This window comes from Enterococcus timonensis (assembly GCF_900104595.1).
Classification (GTDB): domain Bacteria; phylum Bacillota; class Bacilli; order Lactobacillales; family Enterococcaceae; genus Enterococcus_J; species Enterococcus_J timonensis.
This window is the reverse complement of the sequence record NZ_FNVY01000004.1, coordinates 260,036-275,925: the sequence shown is the minus strand read 5'-3', so window position 1 is coordinate 275,925 and position 15,890 is coordinate 260,036. Positions and strand designations below refer to the sequence as shown.

Here is a 15,890-nt window from a genome sequence, read left to right as displayed (position 1 = left end):
GTTTAAACAACACCGACCTTTGATTTGTTGATTATTTTCAAAAAAAATTTTAGGAGTTGACGAGATGCCGGAAAATAAAAAAACAGACTTAAGGAAAATTCGCACAAAAAAAATGATCATTGATGCTTTCTTGGAATTAGTCGAAGAAAAAGGAATGGAAACTGTCACGATTCAAGAAATTGCCGATAAAGCGATGATTAATCGGGCCACTTTTTACGCGCATTTTACTGATAAACAGGATTTATATGATTCTATTTTAGAATTTGCGTCCAATGCTTTTACTTCCGTTATTCAAGAAGATCAATTAATTCACGGACGGACAATCAAACTCAAACACATTGAAAACTTGCTAACTAATATTTATATTACGGTTAAGAAAAACCAAAGATTTTTTATTACCTTAACAGATGGTTATGCCAATGAATTTTTGCGCCAAAAATTGGCCGACTTGCTCTATGTAAAATACCACGATATTTTTGACTCATTGCGGATTACTGAAAATAATTTAGAAGTTCCACTAGATTTTATTATTGAATATATGACCGCCATTTTTATGGGGACGCTGCATTGGTGGTTGACCGCAGATTCCCAGATGACCCCCGATGCGTTGGCCCGATTAGTCATTAAGTTAGTTGCTAATGGACATCTGACTGTGATGGGTATCGAAGTCGAAAAAAACTAAACAAAAAATCCTGCAAAGTTTCAGTTGTTGTGCTGAACTTTACAGGATTTTTCTTTTGGTTTAAGCGTGAGCAATTGTTTTTTCAATTTCTTTGACACGCCCTCCAATCACAAAGGCGAATTTTTCCGCATTTTCTTTTTGTTCATAGCGTTTCGCTTGGGTTGCATCCATCGTGCGCTTCCCTTCTTTGGTTAAGTAGCCATGAAAAATTTTAATGACGTACATAAAACAGCCTCCTTTCTTAACAAAAATAAGTATAGCACAAAAAAACAGTTTGTGCTACATTTTCGCGCACAAACTGTTTCATTTTTTATTAATTTTTTAAATTAAAACACGTCGATTCACTGTTTCAAAGAAAAGCAACAGTAATTCTTCTGTATTACAAAATTTCAATTGTTTCAATCACAACGTCTTCTTTTGGTTTATCTTGGAAACCTGTTTCTAATTTGGCAATAGTATCAACCAGATCTAATCCTTCAATAACGTGACCAAAAACAGTGTGTTTAAAATCAAGCCAAGGTGTGCCTCCATTTTTATAAGCTTCAATAATTTCTGCAGGAAAACCAGCATTTTCAAGTTGAGTCATCATTTGTGCTGGCACTTCATTACTTTCAACAATAAAAAATTGGCTGCCGTTTGTATTCGGACCAGCATTGGCCATGGAAAGTGCTCCTTTTAAGTTAAACACATCGCGAGAAAATTCATCAGCAAATGTTTCGCCATAAATACTTTCGCCACCCATACCAGTACCGGTAGGATCGCCTCCTTGAATCATGAAATTAGGAATGACCCGATGAAAAATTGTTCCATCATAGTAGCCACGGTTGGCTAATTCGACAAAATTTTCTACCGTTTTTGGTGCTTGTTCAGGAAATAATTGAATTTTGATGTCCCCGTGATTAGTTTTAATTACCGCTTTTGGTCCTTTAACATTTGCTAAATCAAGTTGTGGAAAAGTCATATTTTTATTGCTCCTTTTAAAATTATTTTCTTTTATCATATCGAAAAAAAAACGCTTTGGCTAGTGGCAAGGATTTTTCAACAGATTGATAGCGGAATTATGGTATAATTTACTGAGAAGAGATTAGGGAGGATTTCATGGAAGCAGAAATTTTTGATTTAACCATCGTCGGTGCCGGGCCAGCAGGTCTATTTGCCGCTTATTACGCCGGATTGTGGCAAATGAAAGTAAAAATCATTGAAAGTCTCGATGCCCCTGGTGGACAATTGACTTTGCTTTACCCAGAAAAAGAAATTAAAGATGTCGCCGGTTTTACCTCGATTACCGCCCGCCAACTGGTGGAAAATTTGAGCCAACAATTAGCCAACATTGAAGCGACAATTTGTTATAACGAAGAGGTCACTCAACTAGAGAAAAAAGACGATTTATTTTTCTTGACGACTGGAAAAGAAACGCACGTCTCAAAAGCCGTGCTGTTAACTACTGGCGGCGGCGCTTTTGTCCCCCGAAAATTAACAATTGGCGCAGCGAAAGCACTGGAAGGAAAGAAAATTTTTTATCAAGTGGATAACTTAAAAAAATATTCTGGACGCAACGTTGCTCTTTTAGGCGGCGGTGATTCTGCGGTGGATTGGGCCTTAGCCTTAGAGTCGATTGCTAAAGAAGTTTCTTTGATCCATCGCCGGACACAATTTCGCGCGCTGGAACATTCCACTAATTTATTGATGCAAAGTAAAGTGGAAGTCTTAACGCCATTTGTTTTGGAAGATTTAAAAGAAGACGGCCAACAATTAGAGTTGAGCTTGCGACATGTGAAAACCAAAGATATTTTTAAAATTATGGTTGACGATTTACTAGTCAATTACGGTTTTATCAATACCCACCAGACGTTAGTGGATGAAAATTTACAAAGTCCCGATGGAAAAATTATCGTCGACTCCACTGGCGCTACGGCTTTACCTGGATTATTTGCTTGTGGCGATATTGCCAGTTATCCCGGTAAGATTCAGCTGATTGCTACCGGTTTTGGCGAAGCGCCAACAGCGGTCAATAATATTCATTTTTATTTGCATCCGGAATCTCGCTTGCAACCTGCACATTCAACTTCACTTTAAAAAAATGTTAGGAGGAATTATTTTGGTTATTGAACACGAAAGTTTGGAACAAATTGCCCGCAATTTACTACATCAACGAGGCGTCACTGAAAATGATATTGCCGAGTTAGTGATGTTTTTACAAAAACCTTACTTCGAGAATATTGATTTGGAAACTTGTTTACTTCACGTGAATAAAGTTTTGACAAAACGCGAAGTGCACAACGCCATTTTAACTGGCATCCAACTTGACCTTTTGGCTGAGGAAAATAAAATGATGGAACCTCTTCAAGAAATTGTCCAAAAAGATGAAGGCTTATATGGTATCGATGAAATTCTCGCTTTTTCCATTGTGAATTTGTACGGCTCAATTGGTTTTACGAATTACGGCTACATCGACAAAGTCAAACCCGGCATTTTGAAAATTTTAAATAGCCACGAAGGACCCCACGTCCACACTTTCCTCGATGACATCGTCGGCGCCATCGCAGCTGCCGCCGCCAGCCGCCTAGCCCACGACAACCCAACCTATTCAGACATCACACATTAAAAAAAGGTTGTCGAAAAGGTGATCAGCTGCGTAGAAAATTAGGAAAACCGAGGACGAATGGAACATTCGCCGGAAGTTTTATCTATTTTCCTAGCAGCTACCTTTGAGACACCGTAAAAAAGGATGTCGAAAGTGCGTTTAGCGGTGTAGAGAAATAGGAAAATAATTAAAAATCCCGCTTTTGGATTTTCAATTATTTTATCTTTTCTCCTAACCGCTGCGCTTGAGACACCGAAAAAAGGTTGTGTTTTGGGTGTTAAGCACTGTAAGAAAATAGGAAAATGGTGAATGAACGGTTTATGTTCAGTAGGCATTTTATCTTTTTCTCTAAGTGCTACCCAAAACACACCGATCTTCACTTCAAACCAAAACCCCCTCACCGTCTTTTGTCGGTGAGGGGGTTTTTTATTTTACCAAGAATGGGTCCGATATTTTTTTACGTAATTTGCTTGGCGGGCAAATAAATAAAGTTTTCGTTTCAAGTGGTGATCTTTTTTATAAAACAAAGGATTGCCCCATTTTTTTTCGCGGATAAGACGCTGGCATTCCGCCGCAATTTCAGGATTTTCCACTTGTTCTTTCAGCACTTTTTTTGGCACAACAGAAAATAAATATTCTCCACGAGCAAAAACAGGCTTAACGTCAATACCTTTGACACAATCATCCACTAAATAGCGCGCTAAATTGTAACCCAATCTCGTCACATAATAACTTGAACGTCCTTGACGAATATTAATTTCAAAAACTTTGAATTGACCGTCGCGGACATCGTATTTCATATCGAAATTGGCAAAACCTGTGTAGTCGATGGCCGTCAAAAAATCAGCCATTTTTTGCATTAATTCTTCGTTATAGCGCGCTAAAATCGCCGTATAATTTCCGATAGCCGTTGGTGTATGTTCTTGTAAAACTACTTGGCCCAATGCGACAAGCTGAACTTTTTTTTGTTGCGAAACATATAAAACGCCGTCCCACATTAAAGTGTCATCGCCAGGAATAAATTCCTGAATAATGGCCTCGTGTTGATAGCCGGCTTTATGCAAGAGTTGCAACACCGCCACCACTTGCTCTTGGTTTTCTGCCCGATAAACTTTTTCCTTACCGTCAAAATGCATATTGAAATAATCAATTACATCACTTGGTTTAATTATCAAAGGATAGCGCATTGTTCCAGAATCAAAAGTCGCCGCTTCATTTTTACAATCAAAAAAAGCGGTGGCTGGATAATCCACCCCATGTTCTGCGCAGAGCTGATAAAAATTGGCTTTGACTTGCACTTGATCAATTAATTTTAAACTTGGATAATTAAATACATAAAATTTTCGCAAAAAATCAGCATTTTCCACAATGTAACGGACATACATATCACTCGTTCCTACTAGCAATAATTTTTTCCCTGGCTGCTGATATTTTTCAGCAACTTGTTTTAAAATTTCTGGGAATTGTTGGCTGTCGTGTAGGCGGTCAAAATATTCGATTGTTTGTGGAATATTGGAGAATTTTGTAAAACTTAGCGGTTGTTGCCCCACTAAAATTGGTCGTATCCCATATTCTTCATGAAAAGAAATGGCCATGTTATAGGCATTCATATCTGTTCCCACGATAATGGGAATAAAGTTCTCACTCATATTGTTCCCCCCGAATTTTCACATCTCTTTAATTATATCGTGAAAATTTATCTACTTCAAGGAGGACTCCTGACCTTTTGAAAAATGCCCACAACAAAAAGCCCCTAATATCGTGCAGTAGCGCTAGGAGCTCCTTTATTATTTTTTTGTTAAGATGGTGACGATTAAAACGAGAATGAAAAAACTTATCAAGCTTGCTAAACTGATTGCTTGAATGGTCCGAACTTTTTTTTCGAGAAGTTTCAAACCTTGGATTTTTCCGTCACGTTGGCGGTGAACATGAGCGACTAGTAGCCACAAATTGCTCCCCAATAAGACACTTACTCCCCCAGTAATCATCGTAATTGTTGCTATTTCTAAATATTCTCCCATAATTGCAAACCCTTTCTACTAACCATTATAGCGTTTTAATTTGATTTGCCAAGGGGTTTTGCAAATTTCTTTTATATTTAGGTAAAAAAAATAAACTCGTCACAACTACGACGAGTTTATTTTTCAATTTGATCGAGCATTTGTCTGATTTCTAAAACAATGTGTCGCTTGACTTTTGACCAATTAGTATAACGTTTTAAAGAAATAAATTCTCGATTTTCCGTTTGGTCGTCCTCGTGTTCGTCAGTAATAATCAGAACCCAAGTTTTGATTTTATGGCGAAATTTACTCATGGTAATATACGTCACAGGCAAACCTTCGCCAACGAGTTCTGTTTCTACAGTAAATAAAAATGGATATTGTTCCGGTAAAAGATTTTTTAATGCCGCAATCCGCTTCATGTAATATTCCATCGCGGTGGCATTATCTTTGTGCGCTGCTGTCAAAAGCATATTTTCACCTCTTCACTTTTTATATCTTTATTCTACTGGATAACTTAGGCAAAAAAAGTTCAAAATTTCTCACTTTTTTGGAAATTTTGACCTCATTTGAAAAGCTTGCTAAATTTTATCCAAATTTCCCTTGAAAAATCAGCTATTTTTGGTATGGTTAAAAAGAGAGTGAGTGAAAAAATTTGAATACAAAAAGAAAGATTGATGATACACGTTTAAAAATGATAGGCGCAGGTTTGGTGGTAGGACTTTTCACCGGCCTTGTGGTAGCAACATTTCGTTTGGCGATTGAAAAAATTGGTGAATACTTACCAATCTTTTTTCAATTTTTAAAAAATCATTTGGCATTTTTGCCAATTGCTATCCTAGCTGCACTTTTGTTGACCTTCCTCAACGGTTGGTTAATAAAAAGTGAACCCGGTATTAAAGGCAGCGGGATTCCCCAAGTGGAAGGACAATTAAAAGGACAACTTCATTATCGTTGGTTCTCAGTTTTACCGAAAAAATTTATCGGTGGGATTTTAAGTGTCGGTTCAGGACTGTTTTTAGGGCGAGAAGGTCCTTCCATTCAATTAGGTGCTAGTGTCGGTCAAGGAATTGCTGAACGTTTTCGGCAAAGCATCGTTAATGAAAAGATTTTAATTTCCGCCGGTTCCGCAGCCGGTCTGGCAGCAGCTTTCAATGCCCCGATTGCCGGTTTATTATTTGTGTTAGAAGAAGTGCACCACAATTTTTCGCCGCTAGTTTGGTTAACTAGTTTAGCCGCCGCTTTAATGAGTAATTTCGTTTCTTTATACTTTTTCGGCTTAACGCCGGTCTTATATATGGACGGCATCGAAAGTTTACCGCTGGCCCATTATGGCAGCCTGCTTGTTTTAGGCATTTTTCTTGGCTTATTAGCTCTTGTTTATCAACAAACTCTGTTACATTTACCGCAAATGTACAAACGAATAAAATTACCCGCGCAATTTTATAGTTTGGTTCCTTTTCTTTTATTGATTCCAGTGGGGATCTTTTTCCCCTACTTTTTAGGCGGCGGTAATCAAATTATCCACCAACTTTCCCAAATGCCTTTTTCTTTTTGGGGGTTAATCGGTTTGTTTGTTTTACGATTTGTTTTTTCCATGATTTCTTATGGCTCTGGACTTCCCGGCGGTATTTTTTTACCAATTCTAACTTTAGGCGCCATTTTAGGGGCGATTTTTGGTCTAGCTTGGTGTAGAGCTACCGGGCTTGACGAAATGTTTATTCGCAATTTTATTATTTTTTCCATGGCTGGGTATTTTGCTGCCATTGGGAAAGCTCCGTTAACGGCATTAATATTAGTTACGGAAATGGTGGGAAGTTTCGCCCACTTGATGCCTTTAGGAATTGTTTGTTTAGTCGCATATATGACAGTCGATCTTTTCTCGGGACGTCCGATTTATGAAGCTTTGCTAGAAAAAATGGTGGCGCCAGACTTTGGTCATTTTAAAGGAGAAAAAACGGTAATTGAATTTCCCGTCACCGTAGACAGTCCCCTAGCCGGTGCTATGGTGCGTGATTTCGCTTGGCCCAAAGAATTACTTTTGACTTCCATTCGCCGAGGCGAAACAGAAATTTTAACCCGAGGCGATACAGTCATGCGAGCTGGCGATTCGCTCTTTATTTTAACCGACAGCGGTCTTAGCGAAAAAATGAAACACGCTATTAGCCAATTAGAAAATAAAAATCAGACGCCCACTTAATTGCGGCGTCTGATTTTTTTAATTTTTTTCTTCCGGCTCTTCAAGACCGCCCATGCCCCCAGCGTGCCCACCCACGAGTGAACTTCTAGCGATGGCGCGGCCACCTTCCATTAAAGAACTAGCATGAACAATACTTTTAAATCCATATTTGCGGCGAATGACATCCACCACGTGTTCAGTTTTAATTTTTTTATATTCAACGTCTGGATCGGAAAACAAATCCAACTGCAACGCCGACCCTTCGACTAAATTGCCACAATGAATGCCTACTTGGCGCACTTTTTGTCCTTGATAATTTTTGCGGAAAATTTCTAACACGATTTCGGCAATTTTTTTACTGGAGTTTGTGGCGGTCACTTTTTGTTGCTGAGAAAAACTCCCCCGACCAAGCCTATCGATTTCCCCAATGCTGTAGCCAATCCACAAAGAAATGACTTGAGCTTGTCGCTGTTTTTTTCGCAAACGCGTAGCCACTTGATCGGCCATTTCTTTAATTACAATTTCGATTTCGGCCTCTTTTTCATAATCACGAGGCAAAACTTGCGAATTGCCTAAAGATTTGGACTTTGGGGTAACGGATTCTCCTAAAAAACTACGATCAATTCCCCAAGCGTGGGCGTACAGTTGCTCTCCCACCACACCAAAATGTTCCTTCAAGCGAAAATAATCTGCCTCGGCCAGCTCTTTTATATTGGCAATTCCTAATAATTGCAAACGACGAGCAGTCCGCTTACCAATCCCCCAAAAGTCAGTGATTTCTTTAATCTGCCATAATTTTTCCGGCACATTTTCATAACGCCAAGTGGCAATATGATCAGTATTTTTTTTGGCTTCATTATCTAGGGCAAGTTTGGCCAAAAGTGGATTGTCACCAATTCCCACGGCGGTATTAATCCCCGTTTGACTAAAGACATCTTGTTGAATCATTTGCGCCATTTCGTAAGCTGTTGTCACATTAAATAATGAAAAACAGTCGGTGACATCTAAAAAACTTTCGTCGACACTGTAAACGAGATGATTTTTTTCATCGCAGTATTTTTTATAAATCCGATTAATTTTTTGATTCATTTCCATGTATAAACGCATCCGCGGCGGCACAATTTTTAATTCTTTTGGATAAGGAAATGGCAAATCGCGCGCGCGGGAAACATTGGAAATACCGTATAATTTTTTGGCAGTTGGTGACGAGGCTAGAATCAGTCCCGACCCTTCTTCAGCCGGATTATCACTAGGATAACTCATCACTACAAGCGGCGTGGTCAGCGGATCCCAACCGTGTTGCGCACATTCTACCGAAGCATAAAACGAACGACAATCAATACACAGAATTTCTCGATGCGGTTCTTTTTGATAATCAAAAACAATGCTAGATCCAGTCATTTTCCTCACCTCACTTTTATTATACGAACGTACATTCGCGTTGTAAAGCGAACAAAAATTTAAAAAAATGACTTTTTCTCAGAAGTATTATTCAAAAATAAAACAGTTTCTAGTGCATTAAAATAGCCACCAGCTCTCGTTTTTGACAATTGCTGGCGGCTATTTTTTAAAAGAAAAAAACTTTTAATACTATCCAAAAGTGCCAAATGGTCATTATTCCAAATGTAATAATCCACCCGAGATGACCACCAGATTTTTTTCGGAGAGCTAATTCTTTTAAAAAGTACAATCCGAATAAAAGAAAGAAAGTAATCGAAAATATTTGATCCCAAAGTAGCTGAGAAAAAAATGTCCGGGCAATCCAAGAAAATATTAAAGAACCAAAAAGGACGATATAAATTAAAACATTAACTTTCTTTTCCATACTCTATCCTCCAAGATAAATGATTTGAATTGGTGTTTCATATGTGTCGATTAATTTAGTTCTAGCAGAATCACCATAAATATATACTTTAGAATAACGCTGTTGCTCCACACCGCTATAAGCGCGAATATAATTCACGCTACGGTAATAAACATGATCTGTTTCAAAGTTGATAACCGCTAGAACAATGCTGGTAGCTATAGTCGCTCCAGGAACCTTAAAAATTTGTGCTAGAATTCCTAAACCTGTTGCCTGTTTCAAGTTATCAAGTTATCAAGTTTTTTATCACCGTATGTGGTATTTAAGACACTCCACGCGGTTGGGAAAACAGCAGCAACTGACATCTGAGCTGTAGGTTACTGTAAAACTTCCTGTGCCGAAACTTGAGTTACACTGCCTAATGGAACCATAGCTAAAGTAGTTGTAGAAAGCAACAAAGATAAATATTTTTTCATGAAAAATCCTCTTCTCTCTTTTTTTTGAAAAGATATTGTTAAATCTGCAACGTCAATCGACTCTTTCCATGCTCATCATAGCACAAAAGAAAACGATTTTATCGTCCATTTCCTATTTGGTCCGTTTTCCACCCTAACTAACAAATTTAACAAAAAAAATCTCTGTTAGACTTGATATCTAACAGAGATTAGCTTCATTAAATTATCTTATTGCGCTAGCCCTTTTGAAGTGAGCTTTTGCATTTTTTGTTTACCAGCGACAAAAACGGGTAATTTTAGAGATTTGGCTAAAGTTTTGGCAATATAAAACGCGATGGAGTAATCAACAAATGAGTGAACGAATCCGCCGAGACCCATCAAGAGAATAATCGACATGAAAAATCCTTGATCGTAATACGTTTGCGGCATATTTCCCATGGTGAAAAAGACGGCGATAACTACTAGTTCGACGGCTGAATGAATCACGCCAATGACTAAGTTAAAAACAAGAAATTTTTTCGGTTCAAAAACAATTTGCGGATTTTTTTTCAAATAATATGCGCCAATCACAGCAAAAATTAAATGGCTGGCTGCTCGCATAGCAATAATAGGCGTCGAGGTCATAAAGAAACCAAATGCCGTTCCGATACTCACTACGACTGCTGAAAATGGTGAAATAAACATCGCCAAAAATACCGGCACATGACTTGCTAACGTAAAACTTGCCGGTCCTACCGTAATTCTCGGCATCACAAATGGGATTAAAATTCCTAGCGCAATAAGTAAGGCGGAAATCGTTAATTGATAAACTGATTTTTTATTTTGCATTTACTTTCCCTCCAATTTCTATCGGAGTTAAGTGTACCGAAAAAAAAGCAAGGTGTCAAGACACCTTGCTTTTACAATTTACTATTAACTAAAGCATTACTTAAACGAGCAAAGTCTTCAATACTTAAGCTTTCTCCGCGACGAATCGGGTCGATTTCAGCTGTTTGCAAAGCTTCGGTTAACCAAGTTCTGACTGCTTCATCTTTTCCATACATGCTCAGCAAATTATTCCACAAAGTTTTGCGGCGCAATTGAAAAGCACCTTTAACTAATTTGAAAAATTGTTTTTCGTCTACTACTGAAACTAATGGCTCGCTGCGTTTTTCTAAAGATAAAATCGCCGAGTCCACATTCGGTTGCGGTACGAAAACCGTTTTTGGCACGATAAAAGCAATTTGAGCATCCATAAAGTATTGCACGGCAATCGATAGTGAGCCGTACGCTTTAGAATTTGGCTTGGCGGTAATCCGCTCAGCCACTTCTTTTTGCATCATCACTACTAATTGGGCTACTTCCACATCACTTTCCAAAAAATGCATCATAATGGGTGTCGTAATGTAATAAGGAAGATTGGCGACCACTTTCACGGGACCCGCTTCAAAATTTTCGGCAAAATCTTTAGCCAAATGAGCTTGTAACACGTCTTGATGTAAGACGGTAATATTATCATATTGTTGTAAAGTATCTGCTAAAACAGGAAGCAGGCGTTGATCTAGTTCATAAGCCAAAACTTTTTTACTATGTTGGGCCAAAATTTCGGTTAAGCCACCGATCCCTGGACCAACTTCCACAACATTCGTAAATTTATCTAATTGCGCCGTTGTGACAATTTTTTCTAAAATATTAGGATCAGTAATAAAATTCTGTCCCAAACTTTTTTTAGTTTTTAAGTTGTACTTTTTCATTATTTCATTGGTTCGACTCGGTGTAGCAATTAATTTATCAGTCATTAAGATCCTCCTTTGCTAAGGCTTTTTTCAATTCGGCTAAATCAATGCCAAACATTTTCAAGCGTTTTTGTAATTGTTTGCCGTTCGTATAGCCAATTCCTAAAGATTCGCCGATTTTTTCTCGCAACTTTTTAGCATTGGGGCCATTGGTTAAACCTAATTGCTGCAGTTCGCTGATGGAAATTTCCGGAAAATCTTCGGTGGCTGGCGTGTAGACTTGCGATAACGCGCGGACGATAGCTTCTGTGGTGGCGTGTTCTACCCCAAGTGAAGCATATTTTTTTTGCCCGGCGCCTTCTTTTTTAGTGAGAAAAGCATGTTTTGCTCGCGGAACAGCAGCGGCGATAGTTTTGCGGATTTTTTCGCCGGCAAAATCAGGATCAGTAAAAATAATTACGCCCCGCTTTTCATCAGCCAGTTGAATTTTATTTAAAATTTCTTCATTGATAGCTGAGCCAATGGTTTCAATCGTATCGACATCAAAAATTTCTTTCAGTCGCCGCGTGTCGTCTCGACCTTCCACCACAATAATTTCTTGAATTTTTTCCATTAAATTTTTCCTTCAAGTTTAAATAATTTTTCTGCGTTGTGAAATGTTTGTGTCGCCACATCTTCTGTTGACATATTCCGCAGCTCGGCAATTTTTTCCACTACATAACGAGTGTAACCTGGTTCATTGCGTTTACCACGATAAGGCATCGGTGCTAAATAAGGCGCATCAGTTTCTACTAACATTTTGTCTAAGGGCACCATTTGAGTGGATTCTTGCACATCTAATGCCTTTTTAAAAGTCACTACGCCAGAAAACGAAATATGCATACCCAGATCGAGGAATTTTTTAGCAAATTCTGCTGATCCAGAATAACTATGCATAATGCCGCCAATATCGCGCACATCTTCTTCTTTTAAAATTTGATAAGTATCTTCTATGGCGTCTCTTGTGTGGACAGAAATCGGTAAATTAAATTCTTTAGCAATAGCAATTTGACGACGGAAAACTTTATCTTGCACTTCTTTAGGATCTTCCATCCAATGATAGTCCAAACCAATTTCGCCCAGGGCTACTACAAAAGGATCTTGCAAGTGCGTCTGCAAATATTTTTCAACATCAGCATTGTAACTACCAGCTTCAGTAGGATGCCAGCCAATAATTGACCAGATATTCGGATACTCTTGACTTAAAGCCAGCGTCTTTTCAATAGTAGGATAATCAAAGCCCACCACCGCCATTTCCCTCACGTCAAGCTCCGCTGCGCGCGCCAAAGTTTCCGGGATATCATCATTAAATTGTTCCGCATTTAAATGAGTATGAGAATCAAAAATCTTCAAAGGGATTTCCTTCCTTTCTGCAAAAAAAGGAGAACATTTGCCCGCAAATGCGCTCCCTGTGATGTTTACAACTTTTAGAAATGTCTACGACAACCTGATTGACGGTGTGTTTTGTCCAGTAGCTAGGGAAATAGATAAAATACCTGCTGACTGCTTTGCAGTCATTCACCATTTTCCTAATTCTCTACACCGTTAAACGCGCCTGCGACAACCTATCCAATCAATGCGCCGTTTGGCATGTTTTGTGGTGCTTGGACGATTTCTAATTTTCCGTCTGCACTTTCAGCTGACAAAATCATTCCTTGTGAAATTAGACCGCGAATTTTTCTTGGTTTCAAATTAGCTACAATCACTACTTTTTGTCCAATAAGTTTTTCAAAGTCGGGATAAAATTCAGCCACGCCGGATAAAATTTGTCGATCTTGATTATCACCGGCACTTAAACGAAATTGTAATAATTTGTCGGCGCCTTTTACTTTATCGACAGCGATAATTTCGGCTACCTTTAATTCTACTTTATCAAACTCTTCGAATTTAACGGCTTTATCTTTACTTGATAAAAATTCCGTTTCTTCCGGATTCCATTTGACATTTTGCTTAGCGGCTTGTGCTGTTTCAGCCATTTTGTGATCTAAATATTCCACTTCAGTTTCCACATCGACTCGTGGGAAAATCGGCACGCCTTGGCTAGCCACTTTAATCCCTTGTGGAAAATCACCGAATCTTAAATGTTCTAAGTCCATCGCCTTATCGTCCAAACCTAATTGTTGATAGATTTTTTTAGGCGCATTGGTCATTACTGGTTGCAACAAGATTGCGACAATCCGCAATGTTTCTGCCAAATGGACCATCACCGAATCCAATTCATTTTTCAACTCAGGATTTTTAGCCAATACCCATGGTTCAGTTTCGTCAATATATTTATTTGCCCGGGCAATTAAACTCCAAATTTCTTGCAACGCTACGTTGAATTCCATTTTTTCCATCGCTTCATGATAGCGACCAATCACATTGGCAGCAAAGCTAGACAATTCAGAATCATATTCCGTAACAAAAGATGCGTATTTTGGCACAACACCGTCACAATATTTATTAATCATCGCAATCGAACGATTTAATAAATTCCCTAAATCATTAGCCAAATCAAAGTTCACCCGATCAACGAACGCTTCTGGTGAAAAGACCCCATCGGAACCAAATGGCACAGCTCTAAGTAAATAATAACGAAGTGCATCCAGGCCATAGCGATCCACTAAAATTTCTGGATAAACGACATTGCCTTTTGATTTAGACATTTTGCCATTTTGCATTAGTAACCAACCGTGACCAAAAATCTTTTTAGGCAGTGGCAAGTCTAGTGCCATCAACATAATTGGCCAATAAATCGTATGGAAACGTACAATTTCTTTACCGACCATATGCACATCTGCTGGCCAATATTTTTGAAATAGTGAATCATCATCTGATCCATAACCTAACGCCGTAATATAGTTACTTAGCGCATCAATCCAAACGTATACAACGTGTTTTGGATCACTTGGCACTTTTACGCCCCAAGAAAATGACGTCCGAGTCACAGACAAATCTTCCAAACCTGGTTTAATAAAATTATTAATCATTTCATTTTTACGTGCTTCAGGTTGAATAAAGTCAGGATGATCTTCGTAATATTTCAACAGACGATCAGCATATTTGCTCATGCGGAAAAAATAAGTTTCTTCTCGCACGAGTTGAACTTCGTGATCACTTGGCGCAATCCCGCCGATAACTTTACCATCTTCATCTTTAAAAACAGTTTTTAACTGTGTTTCCGTGAAAAATTCTTCATCATCAACGGAATACCAACCAACATATTCTCCAAGGTAAATATCTCCTTGATCCAATAATTGTTGGAAAATCTTTTGGACTGCTTTTTCATGCGCTTCATCGGTGGTGCGAATGAATTTATCATAACTAATATCTAAGGTTTTCCACAATTTTTTAATGTCTACAGCCATAGAATCCACATATTCTTTAGGACTAACTTCTAATTCTAGCGCTTTTTTTTCAATTTTTTGCCCATGTTCATCCATCCCAGTTAAATAAAAAACATCGTAACCCATTAAGCGTTTGTAGCGGGCCACAGCGTCACAAGCAATTGTTGTATAAGAATTGCCAATATGCAATCTTCCTGATGGATAATAAATCGGACTGGTAATATAAAATGTTTGTTTTTCAGCCACGAAAATGCCTCCGTTCATTAGCTCAAATTTTCATGTGCCAAGGCACAATTTACTAGCATTATAACATAAATTAAGAGAGGAAAAATCAATTTATTCCGCAAAAAAAAGAAAATCCCGAAAGATTTTCTTGACTTAAATATTAAATGCGCCCTAGTTCTTGGAGTTTTCCTTTAATTTGTTCCAAGACGGCTGCTCTGTCTTCAGCATTTTCCATAAAATCATAACGATCGCCATCAATTTTAATTTTTGGTGAGTAATCATAATCTTCAAACCATTTTACGTAGCGGCCATTAAGTTCGGCATAATAATTATATAGCGTTTCGTCGTGACTTAACTGTTCATAGTCCCGGCCGCGCTTTTCAATCCGTTTGAGCATGGTTTCTAAGCTAACTTCAATATGGACGAGCAAATCGGGGGCTTTTTTCGGCGCCGCCAATTGAATTTCATTAAGCATCGTTTCTAGCAATTTATCATAGACTTCCACTTCTGTTTGCGTGGCCCGGCCCATTTCCGCATTCATATGAAAAAAAAGACTATCTTCATAAATCGAGCGGTCTAACACGTTATTATCGTCTTTCAGCGCTTTTTTAATGCTGGCAAAACGCGTATTTAAAAAGAAAATTTGCAATAAAAATGCATATTGTTCTGGATCTGAATAAAAAAGTGGTAAAACGGGATTGTTGTCGACACTTTCATAGAATGCTTCGGTGCCTAGCTCCTGACTTAAGAGCGTGGTCAAGGAAGATTTTCCTGAGCCAATCGTCCCACTGGTGATTATCAAAATGTTCATCGCCTTCCTTCATTTGGTCTTGGTTATTATAGCGTATCTTTTTTCATTTTCCTATTACGAATCGATT

Annotated in this window: 19 protein-coding genes; 4 read left to right on the top strand and 15 right to left on the bottom strand. The window is 38.3% G+C overall.

Features of this window, described 5'->3' with window-relative positions:
• Positions 1–64: 64 nt before the first annotated feature.
• On the top strand, positions 65–682 hold the full coding sequence (locus tag BQ5341_RS05850; RefSeq protein ID WP_071131103.1) for a TetR/AcrR family transcriptional regulator: 618 nt from the start codon (positions 65–67) through the stop codon (positions 680–682).
• Between the two features lie 60 nt (positions 683–742).
• Here BQ5341_RS05850 and BQ5341_RS10575 read toward each other — a convergent pair whose 3' ends face one another.
• Both BQ5341_RS10575 and BQ5341_RS05845 read right to left on the bottom strand, forming a co-directional pair.
• A complete protein-coding gene (locus BQ5341_RS10575) occupies positions 743–907 on the bottom strand; it encodes a hypothetical protein (RefSeq protein ID WP_162840224.1) in 165 nt (54 codons plus the stop codon).
• Positions 908–1,061: 154 nt separating this feature from the next.
• A complete protein-coding gene (locus BQ5341_RS05845; protein ID WP_071131102.1) occupies positions 1,062–1,643 on the bottom strand; it encodes a peptidylprolyl isomerase in 582 nt (193 codons plus the stop codon).
• A 137-nt stretch (positions 1,644–1,780) separates the two neighbouring features.
• Here BQ5341_RS05845 and BQ5341_RS05840 point away from each other — a divergent pair, with 137 nt between their 5' ends.
• Complete coding sequence (locus BQ5341_RS05840; RefSeq protein WP_071131101.1) at positions 1,781–2,758, top strand: NAD(P)/FAD-dependent oxidoreductase; 978 nt, start codon at positions 1,781–1,783, stop codon at positions 2,756–2,758.
• 22 nt (positions 2,759–2,780) lie between these two features.
• Entirely contained in the window at positions 2,781–3,287 is a 507-nt protein-coding gene (locus BQ5341_RS05835) for a phosphatidylglycerophosphatase A family protein (protein WP_071131100.1), read from the top strand.
• Between the two features lie 38 nt (positions 3,288–3,325).
• On the opposite strand, the gene BQ5341_RS05830 is transcribed toward BQ5341_RS05835, so the two are convergent.
• From BQ5341_RS05830 to BQ5341_RS05815, 4 genes are all read right to left on the bottom strand, one after another.
• Positions 3,326–3,646, bottom strand: coding sequence for a hypothetical protein (locus BQ5341_RS05830; RefSeq protein ID WP_071131099.1), 321 nt, complete (start codon positions 3,644–3,646; stop codon positions 3,326–3,328).
• Between the two features lie 51 nt (positions 3,647–3,697).
• Complete coding sequence (locus BQ5341_RS05825) at positions 3,698–4,915, bottom strand: carboxylate--amine ligase (RefSeq protein WP_071131098.1); 1,218 nt, start codon at positions 4,913–4,915, stop codon at positions 3,698–3,700.
• A 138-nt stretch (positions 4,916–5,053) separates the two neighbouring features.
• Positions 5,054–5,287 carry a hypothetical protein gene (locus BQ5341_RS05820; protein WP_071131097.1) on the bottom strand — a complete coding sequence of 78 codons (234 nt, stop codon included), beginning with the start codon at positions 5,285–5,287 and terminating at the stop codon, positions 5,054–5,056.
• Between the two features lie 116 nt (positions 5,288–5,403).
• The gene (locus tag BQ5341_RS05815) at positions 5,404–5,739 is read right to left on the bottom strand and encodes a hypothetical protein (RefSeq protein ID WP_071131096.1); all 336 of its coding nucleotides are present in this window, start codon (positions 5,737–5,739) and stop codon (positions 5,404–5,406) included.
• 221 nt (positions 5,740–5,960) lie between these two features.
• Here BQ5341_RS05815 and BQ5341_RS05810 point away from each other — a divergent pair, with 221 nt between their 5' ends.
• Positions 5,961–7,466, top strand: a complete 1,506-nt coding sequence (locus tag BQ5341_RS05810; RefSeq protein ID WP_071131885.1) for a ClC family H(+)/Cl(-) exchange transporter — start codon at positions 5,961–5,963, stop codon at positions 7,464–7,466.
• 18 nt (positions 7,467–7,484) lie between these two features.
• On the opposite strand, the gene BQ5341_RS05805 is transcribed toward BQ5341_RS05810, so the two are convergent.
• The 9 genes from BQ5341_RS05805 to BQ5341_RS05765 form a co-directional block, all read right to left on the bottom strand.
• Entirely contained in the window at positions 7,485–8,846 is a 1,362-nt protein-coding gene (locus BQ5341_RS05805) for a Y-family DNA polymerase (RefSeq protein WP_071131095.1), read from the bottom strand.
• A 166-nt stretch (positions 8,847–9,012) separates the two neighbouring features.
• Positions 9,013–9,270 carry a hypothetical protein gene (locus BQ5341_RS05800; protein WP_071131094.1) on the bottom strand — a complete coding sequence of 86 codons (258 nt, stop codon included), beginning with the start codon at positions 9,268–9,270 and terminating at the stop codon, positions 9,013–9,015.
• A gap of 3 nt (positions 9,271–9,273) precedes the next feature.
• Positions 9,274–9,531, bottom strand: a complete 258-nt coding sequence (locus BQ5341_RS05795; RefSeq protein ID WP_071131093.1) for a hypothetical protein — start codon at positions 9,529–9,531, stop codon at positions 9,274–9,276.
• Positions 9,532–9,932: 401 nt separating this feature from the next.
• Positions 9,933–10,532: a hypothetical protein gene (locus BQ5341_RS05790; protein ID WP_071131092.1), complete on the bottom strand. Its 600-nt coding sequence runs from the start codon at positions 10,530–10,532 to the stop codon at positions 9,933–9,935.
• A 71-nt stretch (positions 10,533–10,603) separates the two neighbouring features.
• Positions 10,604–11,482: a 16S rRNA (adenine(1518)-N(6)/adenine(1519)-N(6))-dimethyltransferase RsmA gene (gene rsmA, locus BQ5341_RS05785; protein WP_071131091.1), complete on the bottom strand. Its 879-nt coding sequence runs from the start codon at positions 11,480–11,482 to the stop codon at positions 10,604–10,606.
• Positions 11,475–12,032 carry a ribonuclease M5 gene (gene rnmV, locus BQ5341_RS05780; protein ID WP_071131090.1) on the bottom strand — a complete coding sequence of 186 codons (558 nt, stop codon included), beginning with the start codon at positions 12,030–12,032 and terminating at the stop codon, positions 11,475–11,477. The genes rsmA and rnmV overlap by 8 nt, the downstream gene beginning before the upstream one ends.
• Complete coding sequence (locus tag BQ5341_RS05775; protein WP_071131884.1) at positions 12,032–12,805, bottom strand: TatD family hydrolase; 774 nt, start codon at positions 12,803–12,805, stop codon at positions 12,032–12,034. The genes rnmV and BQ5341_RS05775 overlap by 1 nt, the downstream gene beginning before the upstream one ends.
• A 218-nt stretch (positions 12,806–13,023) precedes the next feature.
• Positions 13,024–15,033 carry a methionine--tRNA ligase gene (gene metG / locus BQ5341_RS05770; protein ID WP_071131089.1) on the bottom strand — a complete coding sequence of 670 codons (2,010 nt, stop codon included), beginning with the start codon at positions 15,031–15,033 and terminating at the stop codon, positions 13,024–13,026.
• A gap of 139 nt (positions 15,034–15,172) precedes the next feature.
• Entirely contained in the window at positions 15,173–15,823 is a 651-nt protein-coding gene (locus tag BQ5341_RS05765; protein WP_071131088.1) for a deoxynucleoside kinase, read from the bottom strand.
• Positions 15,824–15,890 lie beyond the last annotated feature (67 nt).

Coding starts and splice junctions, on each gene's coding strand:
- BQ5341_RS05800 (WP_071131094.1), bottom strand. CDS start 9,270: ATGGAAAAGAAAGTTAATGTTTTAATTTATATCGTCCTTTTTGGTTCT.
- BQ5341_RS10575 (WP_162840224.1), bottom strand. CDS start 907: ATGTACGTCATTAAAATTTTTCATGGCTACTTAACCAAAGAAGGGAAG.
- BQ5341_RS05820 (WP_071131097.1), bottom strand. CDS start 5,287: ATGGGAGAATATTTAGAAATAGCAACAATTACGATGATTACTGGGGGA.
- BQ5341_RS05765 (WP_071131088.1), bottom strand. CDS start 15,823: ATGAACATTTTGATAATCACCAGTGGGACGATTGGCTCAGGAAAATCT.
- BQ5341_RS05815 (WP_071131096.1), bottom strand. CDS start 5,739: ATGCTTTTGACAGCAGCGCACAAAGATAATGCCACCGCGATGGAATAT.
- BQ5341_RS05825 (WP_071131098.1), bottom strand. CDS start 4,915: ATGAGTGAGAACTTTATTCCCATTATCGTGGGAACAGATATGAATGCC.
- BQ5341_RS05840 (WP_071131101.1), top strand. CDS start 1,781: ATGGAAGCAGAAATTTTTGATTTAACCATCGTCGGTGCCGGGCCAGCA.
- BQ5341_RS05810 (WP_071131885.1), top strand. CDS start 5,961: ATGATAGGCGCAGGTTTGGTGGTAGGACTTTTCACCGGCCTTGTGGTA.
- BQ5341_RS05845 (WP_071131102.1), bottom strand. CDS start 1,643: ATGACTTTTCCACAACTTGATTTAGCAAATGTTAAAGGACCAAAAGCG.
- BQ5341_RS05805 (WP_071131095.1), bottom strand. CDS start 8,846: ATGACTGGATCTAGCATTGTTTTTGATTATCAAAAAGAACCGCATCGA.
- rsmA (WP_071131091.1), bottom strand. CDS start 11,482: ATGACTGATAAATTAATTGCTACACCGAGTCGAACCAATGAAATAATG.
- BQ5341_RS05850 (WP_071131103.1), top strand. CDS start 65: ATGCCGGAAAATAAAAAAACAGACTTAAGGAAAATTCGCACAAAAAAA.
- rnmV (WP_071131090.1), bottom strand. CDS start 12,032: ATGGAAAAAATTCAAGAAATTATTGTGGTGGAAGGTCGAGACGACACG.
- BQ5341_RS05790 (WP_071131092.1), bottom strand. CDS start 10,532: ATGCAAAATAAAAAATCAGTTTATCAATTAACGATTTCCGCCTTACTT.